General features: G+C 64.3%; 23 protein-coding genes. 11 read left to right on the top strand and 12 right to left on the bottom strand.

Annotated features, from left to right (window positions below):
• Positions 1 to 18 precede the first annotated feature (18 nt).
• Positions 19 to 1794, bottom strand: coding sequence for an acyl-CoA dehydrogenase family protein (locus C7441_RS06375; RefSeq protein WP_109612152.1), 1776 nt, complete (start codon positions 1792 to 1794; stop codon positions 19 to 21).
• A gap of 321 nt (positions 1795 to 2115) precedes the next feature.
• Between C7441_RS06375 and C7441_RS06380 the strand changes: the two genes are divergently transcribed.
• A complete protein-coding gene (locus C7441_RS06380; protein WP_425326563.1) occupies positions 2116 to 3402 on the top strand; it encodes a glycoside hydrolase family 25 protein in 1287 nt (428 codons plus the stop codon).
• A gap of 76 nt (positions 3403 to 3478) precedes the next feature.
• On the opposite strand, the gene arsC is transcribed toward C7441_RS06380, so the two are convergent.
• A complete protein-coding gene (arsC, locus tag C7441_RS06385; RefSeq protein WP_109612154.1) occupies positions 3479 to 3835 on the bottom strand; it encodes an arsenate reductase (glutaredoxin) in 357 nt (118 codons plus the stop codon).
• Positions 3832 to 5106 carry a phosphoribosylamine--glycine ligase gene (gene purD / locus C7441_RS06390; RefSeq protein WP_109612155.1) on the bottom strand — a complete coding sequence of 425 codons (1275 nt, stop codon included), beginning with the start codon at positions 5104 to 5106 and terminating at the stop codon, positions 3832 to 3834. The genes arsC and purD overlap by 4 nt, the downstream gene beginning before the upstream one ends.
• 138 nt (positions 5107 to 5244) lie before the next feature.
• On the opposite strand from purD, the gene ubiA reads away from it, so the two are divergent.
• Positions 5245 to 6228 carry a 4-hydroxybenzoate octaprenyltransferase gene (gene ubiA, locus C7441_RS06395; protein WP_109612156.1) on the top strand — a complete coding sequence of 328 codons (984 nt, stop codon included), beginning with the start codon at positions 5245 to 5247 and terminating at the stop codon, positions 6226 to 6228.
• Between the two features lie 160 nt (positions 6229 to 6388).
• Here the strand turns inward: ubiA and C7441_RS06400 are convergent, their stop codons facing one another.
• The 7 genes from C7441_RS06400 to C7441_RS06430 all read right to left on the bottom strand — a co-directional run bounded on the left by C7441_RS06400 (position 6389) and on the right by C7441_RS06430 (position 16685).
• A complete protein-coding gene (locus C7441_RS06400; protein ID WP_019169844.1) occupies positions 6389 to 6955 on the bottom strand; it encodes a DUF6101 family protein in 567 nt (188 codons plus the stop codon).
• A 350-nt stretch (positions 6956 to 7305) separates the two neighbouring features.
• Positions 7306 to 8736: an FAD-binding oxidoreductase gene (locus C7441_RS06405; RefSeq protein ID WP_109612157.1), complete on the bottom strand. Its 1431-nt coding sequence runs from the start codon at positions 8734 to 8736 to the stop codon at positions 7306 to 7308.
• A 118-nt stretch (positions 8737 to 8854) separates the two neighbouring features.
• Positions 8855 to 9784 carry an L-threonylcarbamoyladenylate synthase gene (locus C7441_RS06410; RefSeq protein WP_109612158.1) on the bottom strand — a complete coding sequence of 310 codons (930 nt, stop codon included), beginning with the start codon at positions 9782 to 9784 and terminating at the stop codon, positions 8855 to 8857.
• Positions 9785 to 10027: 243 nt separating this feature from the next.
• A complete protein-coding gene (glyS, locus tag C7441_RS06415; protein WP_109612159.1) occupies positions 10028 to 12355 on the bottom strand; it encodes a glycine--tRNA ligase subunit beta in 2328 nt (775 codons plus the stop codon).
• Positions 12356 to 12474: 119 nt separating this feature from the next.
• A complete protein-coding gene (locus C7441_RS06420; protein WP_425326566.1) occupies positions 12475 to 13404 on the bottom strand; it encodes a glycine--tRNA ligase subunit alpha in 930 nt (309 codons plus the stop codon).
• 107 nt (positions 13405 to 13511) lie between these two features.
• Positions 13512 to 15521, bottom strand: coding sequence for a tetratricopeptide repeat protein (locus C7441_RS06425; RefSeq protein ID WP_109612161.1), 2010 nt, complete (start codon positions 15519 to 15521; stop codon positions 13512 to 13514).
• 147 nt (positions 15522 to 15668) lie between these two features.
• The gene (locus C7441_RS06430) at positions 15669 to 16685 is read right to left on the bottom strand and encodes a polyprenyl synthetase family protein (RefSeq protein ID WP_026059949.1); all 1017 of its coding nucleotides are present in this window, start codon (positions 16683 to 16685) and stop codon (positions 15669 to 15671) included.
• Between the two features lie 253 nt (positions 16686 to 16938).
• Between C7441_RS06430 and C7441_RS06435 the strand changes: the two genes are divergently transcribed.
• From C7441_RS06435 to moaB, 7 genes are all read left to right on the top strand, one after another.
• Positions 16939 to 18597 (top strand): alpha/beta hydrolase, encoded by a 1659-nt coding sequence (locus tag C7441_RS06435; RefSeq protein WP_019169850.1) that lies wholly within the window; start codon positions 16939 to 16941, stop codon positions 18595 to 18597.
• A 59-nt stretch (positions 18598 to 18656) separates the two neighbouring features.
• On the top strand, positions 18657 to 18890 hold the full coding sequence (locus tag C7441_RS06440; protein WP_109612162.1) for a putative signal transducing protein: 234 nt from the start codon (positions 18657 to 18659) through the stop codon (positions 18888 to 18890).
• On the top strand, positions 18887 to 19672 hold the full coding sequence (locus C7441_RS06445; RefSeq protein WP_109612163.1) for a tRNA1(Val) (adenine(37)-N6)-methyltransferase: 786 nt from the start codon (positions 18887 to 18889) through the stop codon (positions 19670 to 19672). Before C7441_RS06440 ends, C7441_RS06445 begins: the two co-directional genes overlap by 4 nt.
• 72 nt (positions 19673 to 19744) lie before the next feature.
• Positions 19745 to 20614, top strand: coding sequence for a S49 family peptidase (locus C7441_RS06450; protein WP_109612164.1), 870 nt, complete (start codon positions 19745 to 19747; stop codon positions 20612 to 20614).
• An 88-nt stretch (positions 20615 to 20702) separates the two neighbouring features.
• Complete coding sequence (locus C7441_RS06455; RefSeq protein WP_019169854.1) at positions 20703 to 20888, top strand: membrane protein; 186 nt, start codon at positions 20703 to 20705, stop codon at positions 20886 to 20888.
• A gap of 10 nt (positions 20889 to 20898) precedes the next feature.
• On the top strand, positions 20899 to 21753 hold the full coding sequence (locus tag C7441_RS06460; RefSeq protein ID WP_109612165.1) for a 4-(cytidine 5'-diphospho)-2-C-methyl-D-erythritol kinase: 855 nt from the start codon (positions 20899 to 20901) through the stop codon (positions 21751 to 21753).
• Positions 21754 to 21758: 5 nt separating this feature from the next.
• Positions 21759 to 22307, top strand: coding sequence for a molybdenum cofactor biosynthesis protein B (gene moaB, locus C7441_RS06465; RefSeq protein ID WP_019169856.1), 549 nt, complete (start codon positions 21759 to 21761; stop codon positions 22305 to 22307).
• Positions 22308 to 22323: 16 nt separating this feature from the next.
• Here the strand turns inward: moaB and C7441_RS06470 are convergent, their stop codons facing one another.
• Positions 22324 to 22866, bottom strand: a complete 543-nt coding sequence (locus C7441_RS06470) for a glycosyltransferase family 2 protein (protein WP_109612166.1) — start codon at positions 22864 to 22866, stop codon at positions 22324 to 22326.
• A gap of 101 nt (positions 22867 to 22967) precedes the next feature.
• On the opposite strand from C7441_RS06470, the gene C7441_RS06475 reads away from it, so the two are divergent.
• On the top strand, positions 22968 to 24122 hold the full coding sequence (locus C7441_RS06475; RefSeq protein WP_109612167.1) for a PA0069 family radical SAM protein: 1155 nt from the start codon (positions 22968 to 22970) through the stop codon (positions 24120 to 24122).
• A gap of 152 nt (positions 24123 to 24274) precedes the next feature.
• Positions 24275 to 24970, top strand: a complete 696-nt coding sequence (locus C7441_RS06480; RefSeq protein ID WP_109612168.1) for a ribonuclease HII — start codon at positions 24275 to 24277, stop codon at positions 24968 to 24970.
• 303 nt (positions 24971 to 25273) lie between these two features.
• Here C7441_RS06480 and C7441_RS06485 read toward each other — a convergent pair whose 3' ends face one another.
• A complete protein-coding gene (locus tag C7441_RS06485; protein ID WP_109612169.1) occupies positions 25274 to 25753 on the bottom strand; it encodes a F0F1 ATP synthase subunit B in 480 nt (159 codons plus the stop codon).
• Positions 25754 to 25755: the final 2 nt, after the last annotated feature.

Here is a 25755-nt window from a genome sequence, read left to right on the forward strand (position 1 = left end):
TTCCGGCCCGGACCGGGCTCAGTCAGAGATCAGCGCCTTGCCGGCAACTCCCACGCTTGCGGCGCCTTCAACGATGCTCTCCCTCAGCGGTCGCGTCTCGCCGAGAAGATTTTCAGCAAAGAAACGGCACAGCGCCTGCCGCTCCTCGTCCCCATCGGCAAGCGCCGCGCGCGCCAGATAGGCGCCGCCCGCAGCCAGCGCGAACAGCCTGAGATAGGGTGTGGCACCGGCCAGCGCCTCGTCCATTCGGCCGTTTGCCAACAATTTCTGCAGATGGCGGGTGGCATTCGAGAAATCATCCAGCGCGTCGTCCAGCGCGTTGGCGCTGCGTCCGAATCCCGGCAGGTTGGAGGAGCGCACATCGCTCACGATCCCGCCGAGTTCGGCAATGTAACCGCCGATGTGCTCGCCGCCGTCCAGCGGCAGCTTGCGTGTCAACAGGTCGATTGCCTGGATGCCGTTGGTGCCCTCGTAGATCGGTGCGATGCGCGCGTCGCGCAGCAATGCCGCTGCACCCGTTTCCTCGATGAAGCCCATGCCGCCATGAACCTGCACGCCGAGCGAGGCGACATCGACGCCCACATCGGTGGAAAACGCCTTGGCGACGGGGGTGAGCAGGTTCACCCGCTCCTGCCAGTATTGCGCGCGCTCGCCGCCGGCGCGGGCGCGGTCGGCGGCATGTGCGCAGGAGTAGCAGATGGCGCGCGCGGCCTGCGTCAGCGTCTTCATGGACAGCAGAGTGCGCTGCACATCCGGATGATGGACGATGGGCGCCATACCCTCGCCGGAATAGCTCGCCGCCTTGCCCTGCCGGCGCTCATTGGCATAGGCCAGCGCCTTCTGGAATGCGGCCTCCGCCACTGCCACACCCTGGATGCCGACCGCAAGGCGGGCATTGTTCATCATGGTGAACATGCAGGCGAGCCCCCGGTTTTCCTCGCCGATCAGCCAGCCCACCGCGCCCGGTTCGCGGCCTTCCGCAAAACCGTCGCCAAAGATCATGGTGCAGGTGGGCGAGGCGTGGATGCCCAGCTTGTGCTCGAGCCCCGAACAGAACAGATCGTTGCGCGCGCCCAGCGAACCGTCTTCGTTGACGAGGAATTTCGGGACCAGGAACAGCGAGATGCCGCGCGTGCCGGCGGGCGCGTCGGGCAGGCGCGCAAGCACCAGATGCACGATATTGTCGGTGAAATCGTGCTCGCCATAGGTGATGAAGATTTTCTGGCCGAAAATGCGATAAGTGCCGTCTCCGGCGCGCTCGGCACGGGCGCGCAACGCGTTGAGGTCCGAACCGGCCTGCGGCTCGGTCAGGTTCATCGTGCCCATCCATTCGCCGGAGACGAGCTTTTCCAGATAGGTGTGCTTCAGCGCCTCCGAGGCATGTTTTTCCACCGCCTCGACCGCGCCCATGGTCAACATGGGGCCAAGGCCGAAGGCGATCGACGCGGAATTCCACATCTCCAGCACGGCCACGCCCAGCATTGCCGGCAGGCCCTGCCCGCCGAATTCCTCCGGCGCCTGCAGCGCGTTCCAGCCGCCCTCGCGCCAGCGCGCGTAAAGCTCCTTCCAGCCCGGCGGCGTGGTGACGGCGGCATCCTTCAGCACCGCGCCATGCCGGTCGCCGATCTCGCGCAATGGCGTCACTTCCTCGGTCGCGAAGCGCCCGGCTTCCTGCAGGATCGCATCGGCCAGGTCCTCGCCCAGATCGCCGAACGCTCCTTCCTCGATGGCCGCCTTCAGCCCGGCCACATGCTTCAGCGTGAAGGAAATCTCCTCAACGGGTGCGCGATACATGCGGCCGATCCTCCTGGACAAGATATGAACGTGCTTTGCACACTATGCGGAAAGGATGGCCTCGCGCTACTTTCTTTTGACGTAAACGTCAAATTTGCACGCGTCCGCCCCGTGACTTTTCGACTGCGCGTGGAAGAGGTTCGGCAAGTCCTTTGCCGGCCGTGCGGCAATCACGCTTTCGGCCTTTCCGGCGGATGCCACAATTTAAGCACTTCCTTAATCATAAGAGAGCAGGGTTACTGCTGAGTTTGTGGGACTTCCGATTTGAATCAAACTTGCCGACGTCATAGCCGTCGTGCGCTCATCGCGCTTGGCGCACTATTGGCGCTGAATACAATGCCGGCCGGCGCGTCCGATTTTTCACAGCCGTGGAAAAAGCAGGACCGCGCGCTGGTGATAGACGCCTACGAATACAATCCGATCGACTGGGACAAGCTTACCACCGACAAGACCATTGTCGGCTTCATCAACAAAGCCTCCGATGGGCTGGCTCCGCCCTATTCGTGCAGCGGCAACGAAACCGAAATACGGCTGTGCAAGGCACTGTGGAAGCGCCATGCGGTGGCGCGCGAACTCTACCAGACCCGCCGCGCCATGGCGAAGACGCTCGGACTGAAATGGGGCGCCTACCACCTTGCCCGCCCCGGCAATCCGATCGACCAGGCCAATAATTTCATCGATTTCGCCGACCCCGCCCCCGACGACCTGATCGCCCTCGACATCGAGGACAATGATCCGGAAAAGTGGATGTCGCTGGAGGACGCGGAGGAATTCGTGCGCCATATCCAGCGCCGCACGGGCCGCTATCCCATCCTCTACACCAATGGCAGCACGGCCCAGCACATCGCCGACAACCGCGACAAATACCCGCTGCTTTCACGCCTGCCGCTCTGGTATGCGCGTTACAAGCCGGAAATCGACATGCATTTTCCCAAGGGCAACTGGGAAACCTATGCGCTCTGGCAGTTCGTCGCGCAGGCCAATTGCAATGCCAGAAGCTGCCCATACCGGGTGCCGGGAACGCCGATCGACATCGACGTGAATGTCGCCGCGATGAATGCCGACGAATTGCGCAAGGCATGGCCCTTCGGCAACCTGCTGGAAGAGCCCGAACCGCTGATCGCCAATGTGCCCTTGCCGACCAGTCGCGAAACCGCACTTGCCCTGAACGAGCAGGAAGCCACCAGCAACGACACGCCGACGCTGGCCTATGCGCCGGCGCCGCAGACCGGGCCGCTGGCGGCGCTGGAAAGCGCCCTCATCAACGGCAAGCACGCGCCATTGCCCCCGCCGCAGCCGGTCGCGACCACCACGAGCGTCGCGCTGGCGAAGGTCATCGAGCCGGGCGACGCCGCCACGCCTGTCAAGCTGGCGGAGCCGGTCGAAATCGCCGAGGCGAGTGCCGTCATCGAGCCTGCGGTGATCAAATCGGCCGGGCCGGTGGTGGTGGCAGATGCCGTGTCGGTTTCATCCAGCGGGAATGGCGTGCTCGGCCGCATCGGCAGCTATCTGGCCTCGCTGCGGCAGGCCGTTGCGAACTGGGCCTTCGGTGGCGCCGAAGCTTCCGAAAACGACGCGACGCTTCCGGGCAAGACCGAATTGCCCTGAGCGGGCGCGACCCTGTCCGAGCATGGTCTTTTCCGAAAACCGGTTTCCACTTTTCGGGATCAGGCTCTACGGTCCTTCAGGCTTCGGGCAGAAGCTCCCTTAGCTTTTCGGAAGGCCGCGCCAATATCGCCCCCTTTTCCGTAACGACGATGGGCCGCTCGATCAGGATCGGATGCGCGAGCATGAAGTCGATCAACTCGTCATCGCTCCATTTCGGATCGTCCAGGCCAAGCTCGTCATAGGGCGTGCCACGACGGCGCAGCAGATCGCGCGGCTTCATGTCCATCAGGCCGAGGAGTTCCACCAGCCGCGCACGCGAAGGCGGCGTTTTCAGATATTCGACGATTTCCGGCTCCTCGCTGGAAGCGCGAATCATGGCCAGCACGTTGCGCGAGGTTCCGCAGTTCGGATTGTGATAGATCGTGATCGTCATTTCGCCTGCTCCCGTTCCACCGCCCGCCAGCCGATGTCGCGGCGGCAAAAACCTTCCGGCCAGTCGATGACATCCACCGCCTCATAGGCTTTGCGCTGCGCCTCGGTGACGGTCTTGCCGATTGCCGTGACGTTCAGGACGCGCCCACCGGCGGAGACGATTTCGCCATCTTCCTCGGCGGTACCGGCATGGAAGATTTCCACGCCCTCGCGCGCCTTTTCCAGCCCGCGAATGATGGTGCCCTTTTGCGGCGTTCCCGGATAGCCCTTCGACGCCATCACCACGGTCAGCGCCGCCTCGTCGCGCCAGCGTGCCGACATATGCGCAAGCTGGCCATCCGCGACGGCGTTGAGAAGCACCAGCAGGTCGTCTTTCAGGCGCATCATCAGCACCTGGCATTCGGGGTCGCCGAAGCGGACATTGTATTCGATGAGCTGCGGGCCTTTCTCGTCGATCATCAGGCCGGCGAACAGCACGCCCGAGAACGGCATGCCCATTTCGGCCATGCCGCGCATGGTCGGCTCGATGATCTCGCGCATGGTGCGCTCGATCAGCTCCGGCGTCATCACCGGCGCCGGCGAATAGGCGCCCATGCCGCCGGTGTTGGGACCGGTGTCGCCCTCGCCGACGCGCTTATGGTCCTGCGCGGTGCCGAAGGGCAGCGCCGTCTTGCCATCGCACAGACAGAAGAAGCTCGCTTCCTCGCCGGTCAGAAACGCCTCGACCACCACTTCCGCACCGGCTGCGCCGAAGCCGCCATCGAAGCAGGCGTCGATCGCGGCCAGCGCCTCGTCCAGCGTCATCGCAACCGTCACACCCTTGCCGGCGGCAAGGCCATCGGCCTTGATCACTATGGGCGCGCCCATCTTCTCGATATAGGCCCTTGCGTCGGCGGCATTGCCGAAGCGTTCATAGGCAGCGGTGGGGATGTTGTACTTCCGGCAAAGATCCTTGGTGAAGCCCTTGGAGCCTTCGAGCTGCGCGGCCTTGGCCGAAGGCCCGAACACACGGATGCCTTCGGCGCGCAGATGATCGCCAAGGCCCGCGACCAGCGGCGCTTCCGGCCCGACCACCACGAGGTCTATCGCCTTGTCCTTGCAGAAGGCGGCAACAGCGGGATGATCGTTGACGTCGAGCGCGGCGATCTCCGCCAGCTCCGCGACACCCGGATTGCCCGGCGCGGCATAGAGTTTCGTCAGCATCGGCGACGCCGCCAGCTTCCAGGCCAGCGCATGTTCGCGGCCGCCCGAACCAATCAGAAGAACATTCATGCCATCGCGCTCCGTGCCTGGGTTCGTCCGTTGCGGCTTCCGGTATGACCATGAGGTGGCAGGGTCAACCGTCAACACCCATTATCAAGGACAAATCATCGTCTTGACGAGCGTTGTCGCTGCTGTCACCTCAAGCAGATGGAAAACATTCAGTCGAAAGAGGCGCAAGGCCGCGTTGCCGACGCGCCGAGCGGTCATTGGGTCTATCGGATTCTGCCTCGCCGGGCGTGGCCCTATGCGCAACTTGCGCGCTGGGACCGGCCGATCGGCTGGATACTTTTGCTTTGGCCTTGCTGGTGGTCCGCCGCGCTCGGCGCGGTCGCCTTCGCGCGGCCGGAAGACCCGCTGCCGACGCTGCTGCCCAGCCCCTTGTTCCTGGTACTTTTCATGATCGGCGCGATCGCCATGCGCGGCGCCGGCTGCACCTATAACGACCTGGTCGACGAAAAGATCGATGCCGAGGTCGAGCGCACCCGCTCGCGGCCGTTGCCGTCGGGCCAGGTCAACCGCAAGCAGGCCTGGACCTTCCTGGTGGCGCAGGCACTGGTCGGGCTCGTGGTGCTGCTGCAATTCAACAGCTTTTCCATCATGCTCGGACTCTCCTCGCTGGTGATCGTGGCGGCCTATCCCTTCATGAAAAGATTCACCGACTGGCCGCAATTCGTTCTCGGCCTTGCCTTTTCCTGGGGCGCGCTGATGGGCTGGGCATCGGCATTCGCCGATCTCGAAGCAGCCCCCATACTGCTCTACATCGGCTCGATCATGTGGGTGATCGGTTACGACACCATCTATGCCCATCAGGACAAGGAAGACGACGCGCTGGTGGGCGTGCGCTCCACCGCGCGCCTGTTTGGCGCAAACACCAAAATGTGGCTGGTCGGGCTTTATGGCGGCGCGCTGATCTGCTTTGCCGCGGCCTTTGCGGCGGCGGAAGCGCCGATGCCGGCGCTGGCCGGCCTGGTGGCCGCTGGCGCGCATATGGCGCGCCAGATTCGCGTGCTCGACATCGACGATCCCGACCAGTGCCTCAAACTGTTCAAGTCGAACAGCACGGTCGGCTGGCTGATCTTCCTCGGCCTGATCGGCGGCGGCCTTTGGGTGGCGCTGAAGCCGCTACTGTGAGGCTGGGTTAGCATCATTTTCGACAGCCGAAGCTGAACGACGGCAAGCCTGACCTTCGGCCAACAGCAAAGACTTCTCCTTCGAAGCCACTACCGCCAGCGGCCGCCACCGCCCGCGAGCATGGCCCGCGGACGGCAAAGGTCCGAAAAATTTCAGGCGCCTATCTCCGCGCGATGATTTCCTCGCCGCCGATGACCAGGCGCAGGCCGAGATTGCCGGCCTTGCGACGCGCCTGGAAGCGCGAGCGGCGCGTGACCGTCGGGCGGCCTTTGCGACGCTCCTGCGGCGGCATGGCCTTGATGGCGGCGCCGAGCGATTCTTCCAGCGTGCGGGCGACGCCGTCCGCCTCGATGAGCAGCATGGGCAGACGGAAGGCCTCGGCCCAGGCACGCCAGTCGGCAGCCACGTCGTCCAGATTGTCGGCCACCAGCAGCGGCACCGAGAGCTGCGGATCGTTGTGCAGGAGTTCAAGCGTCACGGTGACGTTGAACAGGTCGTCCTCGATCGCGCGGGCCGCGACACCGCGGAAGGCGGTTGCCGGCATCACCACCGTGGCAGGCAGGCCGCTTCTCTGCAGGATACGCCGCACCGTCGCGCCGCGCTGGTCGATGGTAAAGCTGACATCGCCGAAGTCGTCGCGCGTGGCGTAGCTGGTCATCTGGGGCAAGCGAAACGGGTCGAGACGCATGTTGCGCCCCGCCCAGACTGGCTTCAGTCCGGTGCTCATTGTGTGTGCCTTCTTCCTGTTACTCCTGAGAGCCGGTTTCCGGTCTCTCCGAACCGGTTTTCCCGGTCTCGTTATGGGAAGACACTAGCGCGGGGTCCTTACCGGCCCGCTTAAGAAAGTCGGTTAAATCTTTCTGATCTATCAGATGGTTATCGGAATCCGACCAACTACAAGATGTTGTAAACCTGAATGAAGGAGCGGTGAATTTCAGGGAAGAAACCGTTCCGAGACGTAAGCGACATGCCCCCTCTCCGACCGCTTCGCGGCCACCTCGCCCACGAAATGGGGGAGAGGTACCGAGGCGCAGTCGAGACGCAAAGAGGGAAACCGCTCTCTGTCTTTTGCCGTCTCTAAATCACCTTGCCGGGATTCATGATCCCCGCCGGATCGAACGCCGCCTTCACACGGCGCATGAGGTCGATGGCAATCGGCTGGGTGGTGGCGATGAGTTCGTCGCGCTTCATCTGGCCGATGCCGTGCTCGGCCGAGATCGAGCCGTTCATCTCGCGCACGATGTCATGCACCGCCTTGTTCATGATCGGGTAGAGATCGAGGAAGGCTTCCGTATCGCCGCCGGCCGGCTGCGAGATGTTGTAGTGCAGATTGCCGTCACCCATGTGGCCGAAACAGGCAATGCGCGCATCCGGGCAGATGGCAACCACTGCCCTGCCCGCCTGCTCGATGAAGGCAGGTATAGAAACCACCGGCACGGAAATATCGTGCTTGATCGAGCCGCCCTCGGGGCGCTGGGCGTCCGACAGGCTCTCGCGCAGCCGCCAGAAGGCGCCGGCTTGCGAAAGGTTGGCTGCGATCACCGCATCGCCAACAAGTTCCGCCTCGAAACCCGACGTCAGCACCTCCTCCATCAGCAGCCGGGCATCTTCCGCCGAGCGGCCGTATGAAATCTCGATCAGCACATGCCAGGGCCATTCGCCTTGCAGCGGCCGTGTGGCGTCAGCCACATGGCGCACGGCGAAGCCCAGCACCATGTCGGAAATGAGCTCGAAGGCGGTGAGGCCGCTGCCAGCCTGATCGGTGGCGCGGCTGAACAATTCCAGCGCTGCTTCTGGCGAAGACAGCCCGACCCAGGCCACCTCCCTGCCCTTCGGCTTCGGAAACAGCTTTAGCACCGCCGCTGTGATGACGCCGAGCGTGCCCTCGGCCCCCACGAAAAGGTCCTTGAGGTCGTAGCCGGTATTGTCCTTCTTCAGCTTGCGCAGATCGTCGAACACCTCGCCGGTGGGCAACACCACCTCGACGCCGAGGCAGAGTTCACGCGCGTTGCCATGGGCCAGAACGCCGGTGCCGCCCGCATTGGAAGAGAGATTGCCACCGATCTCGCACGAGCCTTGCGAGCCGAGCGAGAGCGGAAACAGCCGGCCTGCGGCATCGGCCGCCTCATGCAGCTTTTCCAGGATCACGCCGGCCTCAGCCGTCACGGTGTTCGACAGCGTGTCGATCTCCCGGATACGGTTGAGCCGCGACAGCGACAGCACGACTTGCGTGCCCGAACGATCGGGCATCTGCGCGCCGACCAGCCCTGTATTGCCGCCCTGCGGCACGATTGCCGTGCCCGTTTCGGTGGCCAGCTTCATGATGCGGCTCACCTCGTCCACACTGCCAGGCCGCAGAACCAGAGGCGAAAGGCCGGGATAGCGCCCGCGCCGTTCGGTGACATAGGGCTCGATGTCCGCCGTCTCGCGCAGCGCATGGCCCGCGCCGACGATTGCCACAAAGCGGTCGAGCAAGGCGGGGTCGAGAGGCATAGAATTGTGAGTCATGGCCGATACTTAGAGCGAGATGGCATTCTCTTGAATGCCATCTCGCTCTAAGCCTTTGTTCTTTGGGCATGATCCCGAAAGTCTGCAACTTTTCGGGATCATGCCCCGGTTAGAAATCTCAGCTGTCTCGCGGAGCAGCGGCGCGGGCAAGCCGGTCATTGATCGCCTCGCCCAGTCCCGCATGCGGCACGGGCTCGACGGCGATGGTTTTCGCGCCCGAGCGATCCAGCGCCTGCATGTGCGAAAAAAGGTTGCTGGCGGCTTCGCGCGGGTCGCCGGTCTCGGAAAGGTTCAGGAAGGCCACCGCGTCTGCCGCCCCTGCCGCGCGTCTCTGGCCAAAGCCAAGCAGCGCCTCGCCCGGTTCGACCGCCGAAACATTCAGCCGCATCGCCGCGCCCGGCGCATAGTGCGACAGCATCATCCCCGGCGCCTCGATGCCGGCCTTGTCGTTGCGCAGCAGCTTCGTGCCGGCAATCGCCTCGATCTCTTCGGCCGAAATGCCGCCGGGCCTGAGCAGATGCAGGCCGCGTTCATCCGCCTTCACGATGGTCGATTCCAGTCCGACCTGCGTCGGCCCGCCGTCCACCACCAGTTGGATGCGCCCACCCAGATCGCCCTCGACCGCTCGTGCGCTGGTGGCACTGATCTTACCCGACGAATTGGCGCTGGGTGCTGCCAGCGGCCGGCCGAGCCTGGCGATGAGTTGCGCACCGAAACCGCGCGGCATGCGCAGGGCGATGGTGTCCAGACCGGCCGTCACCAGCGGATGGATGCCGCTTGTCGCCCGATGCGGCAGCACCAGCGTCAGCGGTCCCGGCCAGAAGGCTTCGGTCAGCCTGCGCGACAGCGGATCGAATTCGGCGATCGTCTCGGCCATCGCCATGGAGGCGACATGCGCGATCAGCGGGTTGAAGCGCGGCCGGCCCTTGGCTTCGAAGATGCGCGCCACAGCCTCGCCATTGGTGGCGTCGCCAGCCAGACCGTAGACGGTCTCGGTGGGGATGGCGACGACCTCGCCGGCCGCCAGCAGCGCCAGCGCCCGTTCCATCGCCTGATTGCCCTTAAGGATTTCCGCCACTTGCGACGATCTCATTGTTTGTCACAGTTTGACTATAGCGGGCAGGCGACGGCCGCAAGGGTTGGGTGGGTGAAGAGTGCTATGCCATCTTGACTTCCCCCTTGATGAGGGAGGTCGCCACGAAGTGGCGGGTAAAAGTGGATGGTGTTGCATAGCCACCCCACCCCGGCGCTTCGCGTCGACCCTCCCCATTCAAGGGGAGGGTAAAAGTGCTCAACCGGCGATCTTGGAGAAATCGGCAACCTCGCCCGTCGCTGCGCGGATGCGCGACAGGAGCGCCAGACGGTTGGCGCGCACGTCGAGGTCTTCGTCGTTGACGAGCACCTTGTCGAAGAATGTGTCGACCGGTTCGCGCAGCACGCTGAGCGCCAGCATGGCAGCGGAAAAATCAGTGTTTCGAATCGCTTGCGCGGCTTCCTTCTCAGCGTGATTCACCGACGCGAGCAGCTTGTGCTCTGCCTCTTCGCGCAACAGCGATGGCTCGACGCCATCGCCGATGCGTGTGCCCTTCTTCTCCTCGGCCGCAAGAATGTTGGCGGCGCGCTTGGTGCCGGCCAGCAGGTTCCTGCCGTCCTCGGTGTTGAGGAACACCACCAGCGCCTCGACGCGGCGGGTCAGCAGAAGCAGGTTGTCGGCTTCCGGCGTCACCACGGAATCGATGAGGTCGTAGCGGGCGCCGAGATCGCGCAGATAGACCTTCAGCCGCTCGTGGAAGAACGCCAGCAGGTCCGCACCCAGCGGCCTGGCCTTCTCGGCGGCTTCCTCGCGGATGCGCTTCTCGTAGCCGGCAATCGCGTTGTCGAGGTCTTCCTGACCGTCGACATCGCCCGACTTCTGCGCGGCGAGCCTTGCCTCATATTCCTCGAGCAGTTTCTGGATGCGCGGCTCGTCGTGGCCCGCGAAGGCAGACGCGATGAGCTTCGAAAGCTCGACCGTCCACTCCTTCGACAGCACCAGCCGGATGACGCCGAGCGCGGCTCGGCGCAGCGCGTAAGGATCCTTGGAGCCCGTGGGCTTCTCGTCGATGGCCCAGAAGCCCACCAGCGTGTCGAGCTTGTCGGCCAGCGCCACGGCCACCGAAACGGGATCGGTGGGCACACGGTCGGACGGACCTTGCGGCTTGTAGTGCTCCTCGATGGCCGCGGCCACCGAAGCATGCTCACCTTGCAGCAGGGCATATTTGTGCCCCATGGCGCCCTGCAGTTCGGGGAACTCGCCCACCACTTCGGTCTGCAGATCGGCCTTGGCCAGCAACGATGCACGCTCGGCCAGCGCCGGGTCGGCCCCGACAAGCGGCGCGATCTCGTGCGCCAGCCGGCGGATGCGATCCACGCGCTGGCCCTGCGTGCCGAGCTTGGCGTGGAAGGTCACGCCGAGATGATCGAGACGGGCCATGCGCTGGTCGAGCGGCTTCCTGAGATCAAGGCCGAACTTCGCGCCGGAATCCGCAAGCTGGTTGAGATCCGGCAGGTCGTGCTGGTCGGTCGTCCAGAAATAGAGCGCGTCGGACAGGCGCGCGCGCACCACCTTGCCGTTGCCGTGAGCGATCTCCTTGCCGCCGTCCTTCGCCTCGATATTGGCGACGAGGACGAAGCGACTGGAAAGCGCATCTTCCGCCCCCTGCGGGCGCGTGACGAAACACTTCTGGTTGGCACGGATGGTGAGGCGGATGACCTCGGCCGGGATGGCGAGAAAATCCTGCTCGAACTCTCCCATCAGCACGACGGGCCATTCCACCAGGCCTGACACTTCTTCCACGAGGCCCTCGTCCTCGACCAGTTCAAGCCCGCTGGCAAAGGCCAGATTACGTGCGTCCGAAAGGATCATTTCCTTGCGGCGGTCGGCATCCAGCACCACTTTTGCGGCCTCGAGCCTGGAAACATAGTCGTCGAAGCGGCGCACGGGGATGGCATCCGGCGCGTGGAAACGATGGCCGTAGGTGACATTGCCGGAGCGGATGCCGTCGATCTCGAAATCGACCACCACCGGCTCCCCGGTCTCGGGCCCGAAGGTACAGACGATGGATTGCAGCGGGCGCACCCAGCGCAGCGCTTCACCGCCGCGTCCCTCGACGCCGCCATAGGCCATGCCCTTGGGGCCGGACGCAGCGCCCCAGCGCATCGACTTCGGCCAGGGGAAGGCGCGGATGACGTTCGGCACCAGCTCGGAAATAATCTCTTCGGCCGCGCGGCCGGGCTTCGAAATATGGGCGACGTAGAAATCGCCCTTCTTCGGGTCCGTATGCACATGCGCCTCGGATATGTCGGCGAGGCCGGCGGAGCGCAGGAAACCGTCGATAGCCTGCTGCGGCGCCTTGGTGCTCGGCCCTTTCTTCTCCTCGCGCGTGTCCCTGGAGCGGGCGGTGAGACCGCGAATATCCAGCGTCAGCCGGCGCGGTGTCCAGTATTCGCGCGCCGCCTCATAGGTCAGGCCCGCGTCCACGAGACCGTCGGTGATCATCTTTTTGAGGTCGCCGGCAGCCTTGCGCTGCATGCGGGCGGGGATTTCCTCGGAGCGAAGTTCAAGCAGAAGATCAGGCATCAGAGCAGCTCCGACCGCATGGTATTTTTGCATTTGCGCGTCCTCGCGCCAAAGGCGCTGCGGGCGCGCGGCGTGGCCGGGATTTCCTCGGAACGAAGTTCAAGCAGAAGATCAGGCATTTATGCAGCCTCGCCGGTCATCGCAAAGCCACCGGCTTCGGTCTGGAGGAAAGCCTCGCCGCACTGGCGGGCGAGGTTGCGGACACGCAGGATATAGCTCTGGCGCTCGGTGACAGAGATCACGCCGCGCGCATCGAGCAGGTTGAAGACGTGGCTGGCCTTGATGCACTGGTCATAGGCCGGGAACACCATCTGGTGCGGCTTGCCATCGGTGCGCCGGGCGCCGGCCTTCAGCAATGCCTCGCACTCGGCCTCGGCCTCGTCGAAATGGCGCAGCAGCACGGCCGTATCGGCATGCTCGAAATTGTAACGGGAATATTCCTGCTCGGCCTGCAGGAAGACCTCGCCATAGGTGACTTTCTCGTCGCCCTCACGGCCGTTGAAGTTGAGGTCGTAGACATTGTCCACGCCCTGCACATACATGGCCAGACGCTCGAGCCCATAGGTCAGCTCGCCGGAAACGGGCGCGCATTCGATGCCGCAGACCTGCTGGAAATAGGTGAACTGCGACACTTCCATGCCGTCGCACCAGCATTCCCAACCGAGACCCCACGAACCGGTGGTCGGGTTCTCCCAGTCGTCCTCCACGAATCGGACGTCATGCAGCAGCGGATCGATGCCGATGGCCCTCAACGAGCCGAGATAAAGCTCCTGCAGGTCGGGCGGGCTGGGCTTCAGCAGGACCTGATACTGATAGTAGTGCTGGAGACGGTTCGGGTTCTCGCCATAGCGGCCGTCCTTGGGCCGGCGTGACGGCTGAACATAGGCGACATTCCAGTTTTTGGGGCCCAGCGCGCGCAGCGTGGTGGCCGGATGGAGCGTGCCCGCACCGACCTCCATGTCGTAAGGTTGCAGGATGACACAACCGTATTTCGCCCAGTAATCGTGCAGCGTCAGGATCAGCCCCTGAAAGGAACGGCTGGGGTGCATATAGTCGGGCAGGTTTGCGGTCACGGGAAAGCCTCAAAAAGACGGGCCGAAAGATCGGCCCGTCCTATTCCGGTGATCCGGAAGCGTCAAGTTTCGACGCGAAAAGATCAGTTGCCGAGCGCGGGGAGTACCAGTTCCTGTCCCGGCACGATGCGGCCGGGATCGCCACGCAGCTGCGGGTTCAGGTTCAGGATTTCCTGATAGCGATGGCCGTTGCCCAGCACATCGTTGGCGATCGACCACAGCGACTGACCGGGCTGCACCCTGTAGGCGGCGGGCGTGGCGGAGATTTTCTCCAGCGGCACGATATCCGGCTGCTCGCCCTTCTTGTCGGACTGCGGGGTGGGCTCGGGCTTCACCTCGGGTTCGGCCGGCTTGGCGGGCGCCTGCGCGGCAGCCTTGCCTTCCAGCGGCGGCAGCCCCTGGGAAAGCTTCTTCAGCACAGACGCCAGAACGTCCGGCTCGGGCTTCATGTCGCGTGCATGGTTCCACTGGAAGGTCGCCTCCAGCTTGCGGCCGGCGCGCCAGTAGGCATCGCCAAGGTGATCGTTCAGCACCGGATCGTCGGGCTTCAGCGAAACCGCGCGCTCCAGTTCAGTCACGGCCTCGTCGAAACGGCCGAGCTTGTAATAGGCCCAGCCGAGCGAATCGACGATGTAGCCGTCGCTCGGGCGCAGGTCGACGGCCTTGCGGATCATCGCGAGGCCTTCTTCCAGGTTGAGGTCCATATCGACCCAGGAATAGCCGAGGTAATTCAGCACCTGCGGCTGATCGGGCATCAGCTTCAGCGCTTCGCGGAAATTCGGTTCGGCCTTCGGCCACTCCTTCAGCCGCTCATAGGCGATGCCGCGCTGGTAAAAGATGTTCCAGTCAGATTTTTCCGGCGTCTTCAGCCGCTCCACCGCCTTGTCATAGATGTCGGCGGCCGCACGATAATCCTGGATGGATGCATAGACACCGCCGAGCGCCAGATAGGCGCGCATGTCGTCGGGGGCTTCGTCGAGCAGCTTCTTGAGATGGTCGATGGCTTCGTCGGACTTCTTGAGATCGGCGAGATTGAGGCCAAGCTGCAGATCGGCGGCGCGTTTCAGCGGCGAACCGGCAGGTATGCGGCGGTAGAGGTCGATGGCCTCTTGCGCATTCTCCTGCTGCTCTGCAACGGCCGCAAGCTGCAGCAGCGAAACGTCGCTGTCAGGCTTCAGTGCCAGCGCATATTGCAGATAGAGCCGCACGAAGGGCTCGCCGCCGCCACGGTTGAGCGCCGTGGCAAGATCGACCAGGATCTCACTGGAGCCATCCGCCGGTGTCGTGACGAGTTGCGCAACCGGCTCATCCTTCTCGATCTTATCGCGCAGCGCGATCAGCGAGATGCGTCCGCTGGCAAATTCGTCGGCCTTGTCGAGCACGGCCAGCGCCTTCTTCTTCTCGCCGCGATGGGCGAGCGAACCGGCATAGGCTTCAGCCGCGCGCAGCCAGGTTTCGGGCGCGGCGCCGCCGCTGGCGGCATCGTCCAGCACCGACTGGTAGATCTTGTCGGCCCTTTGCGAATTCCCGGCCACATCGGCAATCAGCGCCCGATGATAGGTGGTGAACAGCGAATACCAGTCCGGCCCCTGCAATTTCTTGAGGTAGCTCAGTGCTTCGTCGGTTTCGCCATCGCCCGCCATCGACCATGCGGTCATGACGCTGGCGATGAGCCGGTCGAGGTCGGATTCGACGGCAAGCTTCAGCAGGGTCTGGGAAGCCTTGTAGTCCTTCTTGCGGATGGCATCGATGGCCAGCGCCAGACGCGAGAACCGCTCGACCTCCGGCACGGTCTTCAGTTTTTCCGCATAGGGCAGCGATTCGTCGAAGCGGCCCTGTGCGATCAGGGCGAGCATCAGGCTCTGCTGAATGTCGCGATTTTCGGTGTCGAAGGCCAGTGCGCGCTTGTAGTAGGTGATGGCGCCATCAAGATCGTTGTCGACCTCGGCAACGCGCGCCGCCAGATAGGCGCCCGACAGCGAACTGATCCGCGCCGGTTCCTCTCCCTGCCTGGCCAGAACCGGCTGGCCTATCACCATCAGCCCTGCCAGCGCCGAAACACTCGCCAGCCAGCCTACGCTCATTCGCCGCATATTCGTCCTTCCCGCCGCGCCACCCCGATGGGGGCATGACTCACTCGCGCGATAGTTCGCAAAAGCATGGCCTTTTTGCGATCACGGTTCAATCGGCCGCGCTTCACGTCGGGGCCGGCGCTGTAAAAACGCGGCCCGTTACGGCATTTATACCACGCGACTGATGCAGAAATCGATAACGTCGATCAGCGCATCCTTTTGCGGCGTGGCGTCCAGCGGCGCCAGCGCATCGCGGGCGATTTCACCGAAATGGCGGGCGCGCCCGATCGTGTCGGCGATCGCGCCGTGGCGCGTCATCAGGCCGATCGCCTTTTCCAGTCCCGCATCGTCGGCATTGTTGGCCTCGATCGCATCCTTCCAGAATTCGCGCTCGGCGGCGGTGCCGCGCCGATAGGCGAGGATGACGGGAAGCGTTACCTTGCCCTCGCGGAAATCGTCGCCGACATTCTTGCCAAGGTCCTTGCTGTCGCCGCCATAATCCAGCGCATCGTCGATGAGCTGGAAAGCGAGGCCGAGATTCATGCCGTAGGAACGAAGGGCTGCGCGCGCCGGCTTCGACGCACCGGCAATGACCGGGCCAACCTCGGCTGCGGCCGAAAACAGCGCCGCGGTCTTGGCCTTGATGACGGCGAAATGCTCGTCTTCGGTGGTTTCCAGATTTTTGGCCGCCGCAAGCTGCATGACCTCGCCCTCGGCGATGATCGAGGCGGCCGTGGACAGGATGTCGAGGGCGTCGAGCGAGCCGACATCGACCATCAGGCGGAATGCCTGGCCGAGCAGGAAGTCGCCCACGAGCACGCTGGCCTGATTGCCCCAGATCATGCGCGCGGTCTTCCTGCCGCGCCTGAGGTCGCTTTCGTCCACCACGTCGTCATGCAGCAGCGTTGCCGTGTGCATGAACTCGACGCTGGTGGCGAGCTTGATGTGGTCCTCGCCGGAATAGCCGAACATCTGGGCGGCCGCGAGCGTCAGCATCGGGCGCAGTCGCTTGCCGCCGGAGGAAATGAGGTGATTGGCCACCTCGGGAATCATCTCCACGTCCGAGCCGGCCTTGGACAGGATGAGCTTGTTGACGCGCGCCATATCGGCCGCCGTCAGATCGATGATCTCCTTGACGGACGCGACCTCGCGCTTTCCCTCGTCAATGTTGAGAACGACACCCACCATAAACTCTCCACACTTCGGGCCAGGCCCTTCAGACTGTGACATGATTTAGGTCGTCAAGGCATTCATGGGCAAGAGGCGAATTGGCGCGGCGGGCCGCAATGGCAAGCCCCGCGCGAAAAACCGGGCCGTAGTGACCGATTAGCTGCATTCACGCCTCGGCGATAATCCACAGGCAGATATTGCCGTGTTCCGGCTTTCGGTTACTCTCCGGCCTTAATCCCTTGCCGGAAACCTTCGAGGAGCGGGACGCATGCTGCTGCAACGTTGGCTGATCAGGTTGTGGCAGTCCTATTCGGCGGTCGGGCTGCTGGCGGGAACGCTGTTCTTCGCAGCCTCGCTCACGCCCTCCCTGCTGCCACGCAACTTCGTCACCCAGGGCGTGCTTTCAGGCGTCTCCATGGCCGTCGGTTATGGGCTCGGCCTGCTCGCCCTGCTTTTGTGGGACTATATGGAACTGCCCAAACCCCGCGAACGGGCGGGCAGGACCGTCAAGATCGTCGCCGCGCTGGTTTGCGCGGTCATCGTGCTCACCTTCCTCTGGCGGGCCGCCGAGTGGCAGAATTCCATTCGCCTGCTGATGCAGTTGCCGCCGGTGGACAGCGCGCATCCCACCAAGGTCGGGCTGATCGGGCTCGTCACCTTCATCGTGCTGGTGGCGCTGGCGCGGCTGTTCGGGCTGATCTACCGGCGCGCCTCCCGCTTCACCGGGCGCTATGTGCCGCGCCGCGTGTCGAATGTGGTCGGCTTCGCCATTGCCGCGATCCTGTTCGTCACCATCGCCAATGGCGTGATCTTCCGGTTTGCGCTGCACATGGCCGATTCGTCCTACAAGCGGCTCGACGCGCTGATCGAAGACGACCTGCCGCCGCCGGGCGCACCGAACAAGACCGGCAGCCAGGCCTCGCTGCTGCGCTGGGACGAGCTGGGGCGCACCGGGCGCAACTACATCGCCAAGGGACCGACCAGACAGGACATCGAATCGTTCCTGCACCGCGACGCCATGGAGCCGATCCGCGTCTATGCCGGCTTGCGCTCGGCGGAGACACCGCAGGAGCGCGCAAAGCTGGCCCTCGAAGAGCTGAAACGGGTCGGCGGCTTCGAACGCTCGGCGCTTGTCGTCATCACGCCGACCGGCACCGGCTGGATAGACCCGGAAGCGGTAGACCCACTCGAATATCTGCATGGCGGCGACATTGCGAGCGTCGGCGTGCAATATTCCTATCTCGCAAGCTGGCTGGCGCTGCTTGTGGAGCCCGACTACGGCACCGAGACATCGCGCGCGCTGTTCCATGAAGTCTACGACTACTGGACGACCCTGCCCAAAGACCAGCGTCCAAAGCTGTATCTTTACGGCCTGAGCCTCGGCGCGCTGAGTTCCACGCAATCGTCGGAATTGTTCGAGGTGCTGGCCGATCCCTATGACGGCGCGCTGTGGGCGGGGCCGCCCTACTCCACCCGCATGTGGCGCAGCATCACCGCCGATCGCAACCCCGGCTCGCCCGAATGGCTGCCGAAGTTCCGCGACGGCTCCTATGTGCGCTTCACCGCGCAAAAGAACGCGCTCGACATTCCCGGCGCGCATTGGGGGCCAATGCGCGTGGTGTTCCTGCAATATGCGAGCGATCCGATCACCTTCTTCCAGTACAGCGCCGGCTATCGCGCGCCCGACTGGATGCACGACCCGCGCGGGCCGGACGTCTCGCCGCAATTGGGCTGGTATCCGATCGTGACGCTGCTGCAACTCACGCTCGACGTTGCGATGGCCACCACCACGCCCATGGGCTACGGGCATGTCTATGCGCCCGAGCACTATATCGACGCCTGGGTGGCGGTAATGAACGTGCAATGGCCGCAGGAGGAAATCGACCGGCTGAAGGCTTTCTTCGAGCAAAGACGGCACGAACAATAGACACCGCCGCCAACGCATTGCCGTTTACATCGGCCCGCCAAACTGCGACTCTCGCCTGCATGATCGAACTCATGCGCACCAACGACGCCGTCATCATCTCCTTCATCGAATCGCTGCTGCGCGATGCGGGCATCGGCTTCTTTGTGGCCGACCAGAATATGAGCGTCCTGGACGGCTCCATCGGCGTCCTGCCGCGCCGCATCATGGTGACCGACGATGATGCCGAAACCGCCCGGCAAGTGCTGACGGAAGCCGGCTTCGGCAAGGAAATCCGTCACCCGGACCGGCCATGATCCATGCCGGGCGCGAGCGCCCTGCCTTCACCACGGACGCTTTTCACCGCGGCGGTTTCTGGCTGGTTCAGCCGCGCGATGCAGGCCATCGCGCCGGCATGGACGCGCTGATGCTGGCGGCGGCCGTGCCTTCCGGCTTTCGCGGCCATGCCGTCGATTTCGGCGCGGGCGCAGGCGCGGCCGGACTGGCCGTTGCAGCACGCTGCCGGGAGGCCACCGTCACGCTGGTGGAACTGTCGCCCGAGATGACCGGCTTTGCACGGCAAACACTGGCGCATGAAGGCAATGCCCACGTTGCACCCCGCGTTTCGCTGGTGGAGGCGGACGTGACGCAGACCGGCAAGGTACGCGCCGGGGCCGGGCTTGCCGACAATTCCTGCGATTTCGTCATCATGAACCCACCTTTCAACATGGCCCGCGACCGCGCCACGCCGGACGAGTTGCGACGCCGGGCGCATGTGATGGAGAACGGGCTGTTCGAAAGCTGGCTGCGCAGCGCGGCAGCTATCGTGCGTCCACGTGGCGGGCTGGCGCTGATCGCGCGGCCGCAATCGCTGCCGCAGATCCTTGCAGCTCTTGGCGGACGTTTCGGCTCGGCCGAAATCATGCCGATCCATCCGCGCGCCGATGCCGCCGCCATCCGCATCGTGCTGCGCGCCCGAAAAGGGGCACGTGGGGCGCTCGCGCTTTGCCCGCCGCTCATCCTCCATGATCAGGGCCACGAGTTGTCCATACGCGCCGATGCCATAAGCAACGGCCAGGCATCGCTTTTCGCCGACTGAGCAAGCGCAAGGCATTGTCATCGCTGGGAAAATGCCTACATGCGAAACGACCCTGACCGGAGACCGACATAAGTGAAACGCCTGCTCAATCGCCTGCTGCCGAAATCCATGCGCTCGGAGGCGGTGATCATTCCGGTCGTGCGGCTGCACGGCACTATCATGCCGGGCGGCAACCAGTTCCGGCCCAGCCTGTCGCTTGCGTCCACCGCGGGCGTGATCGAAAAAGCCTTTGCCTTTACCGATGCGCCGGCCGTGGCGTTTTCCATCAATTCGCCGGGCGGCTCGCCCGTCCAGTCGCGGCTGATCTACAAGCGCATTCGCGATCTCGCTGCCGAAAAGAACAAGCAGGTGCTGATGTTCGTGGAGGATGTCGCCGCATCCGGCGGCTACATGATCGCGGTGGCCGGGGACGAGATCATCGCCGACCCCTCCTCCATCGTCGGTTCGATCGGCGTGATTTCCGCGTCCTTCGGCTTTCCCGAACTGATGAAGAAGATCGGCGTCGAGCGTCGCGTCTACACGGCCGGGCAGAACAAGTCCGTGCTCGACCCCTTCAGGCCGGAGAAGAAGGACGACATCGAGCGGCTGAAGGCACTGCAACTCGACGTCCACCAGACCTTCATCGACCTGGTCAAGGAGCGTCGCGGCGCCCGACTCAAGGACGATCCCGATCTTTTCACCGGCCTGTTCTGGTCCGGCACGCGGGCGATCGAACTCGGCCTGATCGACAGGCTGGGCGACATGCGCTCGGTGCTGAAGGAGCGGTTCGGCGAGAAGACGCAGCTTCGCCTCATCACCCAGCCGCGCGGGCTGTTCGGACGCAAGCTCGGCGTCTTCGGCTCCCGCGCAAGCCTCTCGGCCCCCGACATTGCAGCGGCCGCCGCAAGCGGGCTTGTCGATGCGGCGGAAGAACGCGCGCTCTGGGCACGCTTTGGCCTTTGAAAAGCGCCATTCCCATGCCTATTATGATGGGAGCCGCCCCTGAAAGGCGGCGCATGCCGGCCCCGTAAGCCTGGGGAGAACAGGGAAAATGCCACAGCTCATCTTCTTCGCACTCGTCGTCCTCGTCGCCTATTGGGGCTATCGCTCCTTTGTGAAGGAGGCAGAACGGGTAACAGCGAAAGTCCGCCGCACCGAGCGGGAGGCCGCAAACCGCAGCATGGGCACGCTGGTGAAGGACCCCAAGACCGGCGAATACCGGCTGGCCAAGGACTGACCGGTACGTCGTGCATGCCCCCGCGCCCGCCGAGCATGCGCCGGCGAAGATAAATCTCGCACTCCATGTCACCGGCCGCCGCGCCGATGGCTATCACTTGCTCGAAAGCCTCGCGGTCTTCACTGAATCCGGCGATAACGTGAGCGTGGCCCCGGCGGCCGAAGACAGCTTTTCCGTCACCGGCCCGTTCGCGGCCCATCTGCCGCTGAATGGCGACAATCTCGTCATGCGCGCTCGCGACGCCTTGCGGGCACTTGCCCCCCATACCGCGACGCCCGTCGCCATCTCGCTCGAAAAGAACCTGCCGATCGCATCCGGCATCGGCGGCGGCTCCAGCGATGCCGCCGCGACGCTGCGGGCGCTGGCGCGGCACTGGCGCATCGAAGCCGATCTTGCCGTGCTCGCACTGACGCTGGGTGCGGACGTGCCCATGTGCCTTGCGGCAAAGTCGCTGGTGGCGCGTGGCATTGGCGAGGTGCTGGAGGCCGTCACGCTTCCTCCGCTGCCGCTTGTGCTGGTCAATCCGGGTGTCGCCGTTTCCACGCCCGACGTGTTTCGTGCCCTTGAGCGCCGTGACAACCCGCCACTGCCGCCCCTGCCCGCGCGCATGGATGCTGAAGCCATGGCAAACTGGCTGCGCACCGCACGCAACGATCTGGAAGCCCCGGCCAGGGCGCTTGCACCGGTCATCGGTGACGTGCTCGACAGGTTGAAACAGGCCGGCACCCCGTTTGCCCGCATGTCGGGCTCTGGCGCCACCTGCTTCGGCCTGTTCGACAGCAACGAAGCGGCCGCCCGCGCAGCCACCACGCTGCGCAAGGACCAGCCGGACTGGTTCATCGCCGCCACGACAAGCATGAGGTGAGCAACATGGCCAACGAGACACGCCCATTCATTCCGGTTCGCATCGCGGTACTGACGGTCTCCGACAGCCGCACGCTTGCCGACGACAAATCCGGCCAGACGCTCGCGGACCGCATCGTTGAAGCAGGTCACGTGCTTGCCGCGCGCGACATCGTGCATGATGACAAGGACAAGATCAGCGCGCGTGTGCTGGACTGGTCGCGGGACGAAAACATCGACGTGGTGATCACCACCGGGGGCACCGGCTTCACCGGCCGCGACGTGACGCCCGAGGCGCTGGAACCCATCTTCGAAAAGCGGATGGACGGTTTTTCGGAAGTGTTCCACCGCCTCTCCTACGACAAGATCGGCACGTCCACCGTACAGTCGCGCGCCACCGGCGGCGTGGTCAACGCCACCTTCGTCTTCGTGCTGCCCGGTTCGCCCGGCGCCTGCAAGGACGCCTGGGACGGCATCCTCAAGCAGCAGTTCGACTACCGCCACATGCCCTGCAACTTCGTGGAGATCATGCCGCGACTGGACGAGCACCTGAAGCGCGGGGGCAAGTCGGCATAAGCAGCCTCAGTCCTGCTCAACCGGCGTCGGCGACGCGGATTTCGGCCGCAAGCCGCCGGCCTGCCAGACCGCGCGCCACCGCCTCGGCATCGGCCGCGTGACGCGACAGGGGAAGCGCCTGCGCCTTGCGGATGAGCAAGCCCTCGCGCAGCGCCCTGCTGGACCTGAACATGCCGACAAACCACGGACGTCTGTCGGCGCGCGAAGGGGTAAACCGGGCTGGCATCGCCATCGTCGCGACATAGTGCTCGACGGCCTCCGACCAGCCGTCCACCAGCCGCGCGCCGGGCTCCAGAAGAAGCAGCCAGTCGGCCTTGGCCTGCCGCACGCCGGCCCCGATGCCGCCATCGGTCAGATAAACGCAGCCAGTCTGGTCGGCTATCGCGTGCGTTTCCCTGGATACCGCCCGGTCGCAGACGATGACCTCGCGCACCATGCCCGAAACCGCCGCGCTCACCAGCGACGACAATGTGCGCGCCAGCGCCTCGTCATTGTTGCGGGTCTCGATCAACACCGAAAGCATCGCGATGGCGTAACCCAAACCCGGCAAAAACGCCATATGGCAATCCAAAGTTCTTGATTTGTTCTCATTGATGAAATAGGAATAGTTTCATCACCGGCGGCGAGTCGCCGGCAGCAAACAAATCGGAGACACGCAAGATGGAACCGATAGCACGCGCGGATGCGGCGGCTTTCCGGAACGGAGGTTCCGCCATGGCCAATGCCATCATCGACGAAAGCGGCGTCCGGATCGACGGCGAGCGCCGCCGCGGGCGGGCTGCGGGCATCAATCCAAGCGGACGCTTCGAGCCGGTCACCCGCCATGTCTTCGACGACGGCTGGAGCACGCTCGAGGAACTGCCGCCTTTCAAAACCGAGGTGCAGACGGAAAAGCCGCGCACCATCATCACCCGCAACAGCTCGCCCGACATTTCCTTCGACCGCTCGATCAATCCCTATCGCGGCTGCGAGCATGGCTGCGTCTATTGCTTCGCCCGGCCCACCCACAGCTACATGGGCATGTCGCCGGGGCTCGATTTCGAATCCAGGCTGTTCGCCAAGCCGGATGCGGCCAGGCTGCTCGACAAGGAGCTGTCCAGGGACGGCTACCAGCCGCGCACCATCGCCATCGGCACCAACACCGACCCCTACCAGCCGATCGAGAAGCAGTGGCGCATCATGCGCGAAATCCTCGAAGTGCTGGAGGCGCGCAAGCACCCCGTCGGCATCGTCACCAAATCGGCGCTTGTCGTGCGCGACATCGACATACTGTCGCGCATGGCCGAGCAGGGGCTTGCCAAGGTGGCGCTGTCGGTGACGACGATGGATCGCATGATCGCGCGCACCATGGAGCCGCGCGCCGCAACGCCGACGCGGCGGCTGGAGGCGATACGGCAATTGAGCGACGCCGGCATTCCGGTGGGCGTCATGGTGGCGCCGATCATTCCCGGCCTGACCGATTCGGAGATCGAGCGTATTCTGGATTCGGCGCGTGCTGCCGGCGCGGGCGAGGCCGGCTATGTCATCCTGCGCCTGCCGCTCGAAGTCAGCCCGATCTTCAAGGACTGGCTGCTCAGGCATTATCCCGATCGCTACCGCCATGTCATGTCGCTGATCCGCTCCATGCGCGACGGCAAGGACTACGATTCGGAATGGGGCAAGCGCATGAAGGGCACTGGCCCCTATGCCTGGCAGATCGGCCGCCGTTTCGAGATCACCGCGCGCAAGCTGGGCCTGAACCTGCGCGAGGCCTCGTTGCGGACCGACCTGTTCGTCGCGGCGGAGAAACGCAACGAACAACTTGTCCTGCTTTGAAAGTTGCCGCGCGGCCTGCCTTGGCCTGTGCCGACAAACAAATCCGTCAGGCCTTTCCCCAAGTTTGCCGACGGTGCCCTTCCCGGCTTGCGCCCCATAGAGCCCGGAAGGACTTGCGGAGGATCGGGCCTGATGCGAGCATAGCCGCCATCATGGCTCGCCAGCGTCCCGATTCTCCGCCCCTCTTCGAAGTCGTCGAACGTCCCGATTTCTCTTTCGAGACACGGGCCATGTCGCGCGGGCAATGGCCGGTCGCGGGGCTGGACGAAGCCGGGCGCGGACCGCTCGCGGGCCCTGTCGTCGCGGCAGCCGTCGTGCTCGATCCGGCGCGCATCCCAAGCGGTCTGGACGATTCCAAGCGTCTCACCCACCCGCAGCGCGAAGAGTTGTTTCATGAAATCCTCGGCAGCGCACTCGGCATTGCGATGGCTTCGGTCTGTGCCGAGGGTATCGACCGCAGCGACATCCGCAAGGCGAGCCTGGAAGCGATGCGCCGGGCGCTCTGCGGACTGCCGCTTGCACCCAAGCTGGCGCTGGCCGACGGGCGCGACGTGCCTCCCGGCCTGCCCTGCCCCGGCGAAGCTCTCGTGAAAGGCGACCAGCGCTCGCAATCCATCGCAGCCGCTTCGATCGTCGCCAAAGTCGTGCGCGACCGGATGATGACCGGCTGCGGCCGAACCGACGCCCGCTACGGTTTCGAGGTCCATATGGGCTATGCGACAGCCCGCCACCGCGCCGCGATCACCGCGCATGGCGCCGTCGCCCGCTGGCACCGTATTTCCTTCGCGCCATTCAGAAACGGCGCCGAGGACGCAGCAGCAGTCGCCGAGAAAGAACAGTTCCTCTGAGGAATTTAGGTGCCGCCGCGCTTCTGCGTTTGCGGTCGACGGATATGCCCCCGTTGACCGCACCCTTCTCCCTTGTCTGCCGTAGTTGGTATCAGGCCGTACGCCTTGTCGGCAAAGCCCGCTCCTTTTGCCGGGATGAAACGCGTACTTCCCCGTGTCGGTGGCGTCGCTCATCTCCCGCTCGCAGGCCCATGCCCACCAGACCGCATCCATCGGCTTTGCGCGATGTGCTGTTGAAAAGCGCCCATGAAAAAAGCCGCCGGTTTTGCCGGCGGCTTTCTGAAACTGTAAAAACGATTCCGCTCAGTTGAGCTTGGACTTCACTTCCTGAAGCGAAGCCTTGAAGAGATCGGCTCCAGCCTTGGCATCGACCTTGGCTGCCAGCAGCGAGCGTGCTGCCTCCACCGCCAGATCGACGGCGCTGGCACGAACCTCGCTGATCGCATCACGCTCGGCCTGGCTGATCTTCTGCTCGGCGAGAGCGGCGCGGCGCGCCACATATTCCTCGGTCTTCTTCTCGGCTTCGGCGACAAGCAGTTCGGCCTCGTGCCTGGCGGCCTCGACGATGTCGGCGGCCTCCTTCTCGGCTTCCTTGCGCTTACGCTGGAATTCGGCCAGCAGCTGCTGGGCCTCTTCACGAAGACGGCGGGCATCCTCCAGCTCGCTGCGAATGCGATCCGCACGCGTGTCGAGCGACTTGGAGAGCATCCCCGGCACCTTCATGTAGATGACGACGGCGAGGAAAATGACGAGGGCGACGGTAGCCCAGAAAGTAGCATCCATCA

The organism is Pseudaminobacter salicylatoxidans (genome assembly GCF_003148475.1).
In the GTDB taxonomy this organism is placed as follows: Bacteria; Pseudomonadota; Alphaproteobacteria; order Rhizobiales; family Rhizobiaceae; genus Pseudaminobacter; species Pseudaminobacter salicylatoxidans.

Excerpts from the sequence above, each read along its gene's own strand:
- C7441_RS06375 (WP_109612152.1), bottom strand. The coding sequence starts at position 1,794 with ATGTATCGCGCACCCGTTGAGGAGATTTCCTTCACGCTGAAGCATGTG.
- arsC (WP_109612154.1), bottom strand. The coding sequence starts at position 3,835 with ATGACGATCACGATCTATCACAATCCGAACTGCGGAACCTCGCGCAAC.
- purD (WP_109612155.1), bottom strand. The coding sequence starts at position 5,106 with ATGAATGTTCTTCTGATTGGTTCGGGCGGCCGCGAACATGCGCTGGCC.
- ubiA (WP_109612156.1), top strand. The coding sequence starts at position 5,245 with ATGGAAAACATTCAGTCGAAAGAGGCGCAAGGCCGCGTTGCCGACGCG.
- C7441_RS06400 (WP_019169844.1), bottom strand. The coding sequence starts at position 6,955 with ATGAGCACCGGACTGAAGCCAGTCTGGGCGGGGCGCAACATGCGTCTC.
- C7441_RS06405 (WP_109612157.1), bottom strand. The coding sequence starts at position 8,736 with ATGACTCACAATTCTATGCCTCTCGACCCCGCCTTGCTCGACCGCTTT.
- C7441_RS06410 (WP_109612158.1), bottom strand. The coding sequence starts at position 9,784 with ATGGAACGGGCGCTGGCGCTGCTGGCGGCCGGCGAGGTCGTCGCCATC.
- glyS (WP_109612159.1), bottom strand. The coding sequence starts at position 12,355 with ATGCCTGATCTTCTGCTTGAACTTCGCTCCGAGGAAATCCCCGCCCGC.
- C7441_RS06420 (WP_425326566.1), bottom strand. The coding sequence starts at position 13,404 with ATGCACCCCAGCCGTTCCTTTCAGGGGCTGATCCTGACGCTGCACGAT.
- C7441_RS06425 (WP_109612161.1), bottom strand. The coding sequence starts at position 15,521 with ATGCGGCGAATGAGCGTAGGCTGGCTGGCGAGTGTTTCGGCGCTGGCA.
- C7441_RS06435 (WP_019169850.1), top strand. The coding sequence starts at position 16,939 with ATGCTGCTGCAACGTTGGCTGATCAGGTTGTGGCAGTCCTATTCGGCG.
- C7441_RS06440 (WP_109612162.1), top strand. The coding sequence starts at position 18,657 with ATGATCGAACTCATGCGCACCAACGACGCCGTCATCATCTCCTTCATC.
- C7441_RS06445 (WP_109612163.1), top strand. The coding sequence starts at position 18,887 with ATGATCCATGCCGGGCGCGAGCGCCCTGCCTTCACCACGGACGCTTTT.
- C7441_RS06455 (WP_019169854.1), top strand. The coding sequence starts at position 20,703 with ATGCCACAGCTCATCTTCTTCGCACTCGTCGTCCTCGTCGCCTATTGG.
- moaB (WP_019169856.1), top strand. The coding sequence starts at position 21,759 with ATGGCCAACGAGACACGCCCATTCATTCCGGTTCGCATCGCGGTACTG.
- C7441_RS06470 (WP_109612166.1), bottom strand. The coding sequence starts at position 22,866 with ATGGCGTTTTTGCCGGGTTTGGGTTACGCCATCGCGATGCTTTCGGTG.
- C7441_RS06475 (WP_109612167.1), top strand. The coding sequence starts at position 22,968 with ATGGAACCGATAGCACGCGCGGATGCGGCGGCTTTCCGGAACGGAGGT.
- C7441_RS06480 (WP_109612168.1), top strand. The coding sequence starts at position 24,275 with ATGGCTCGCCAGCGTCCCGATTCTCCGCCCCTCTTCGAAGTCGTCGAA.
- C7441_RS06485 (WP_109612169.1), bottom strand. The coding sequence starts at position 25,753 with ATGGATGCTACTTTCTGGGCTACCGTCGCCCTCGTCATTTTCCTCGCC.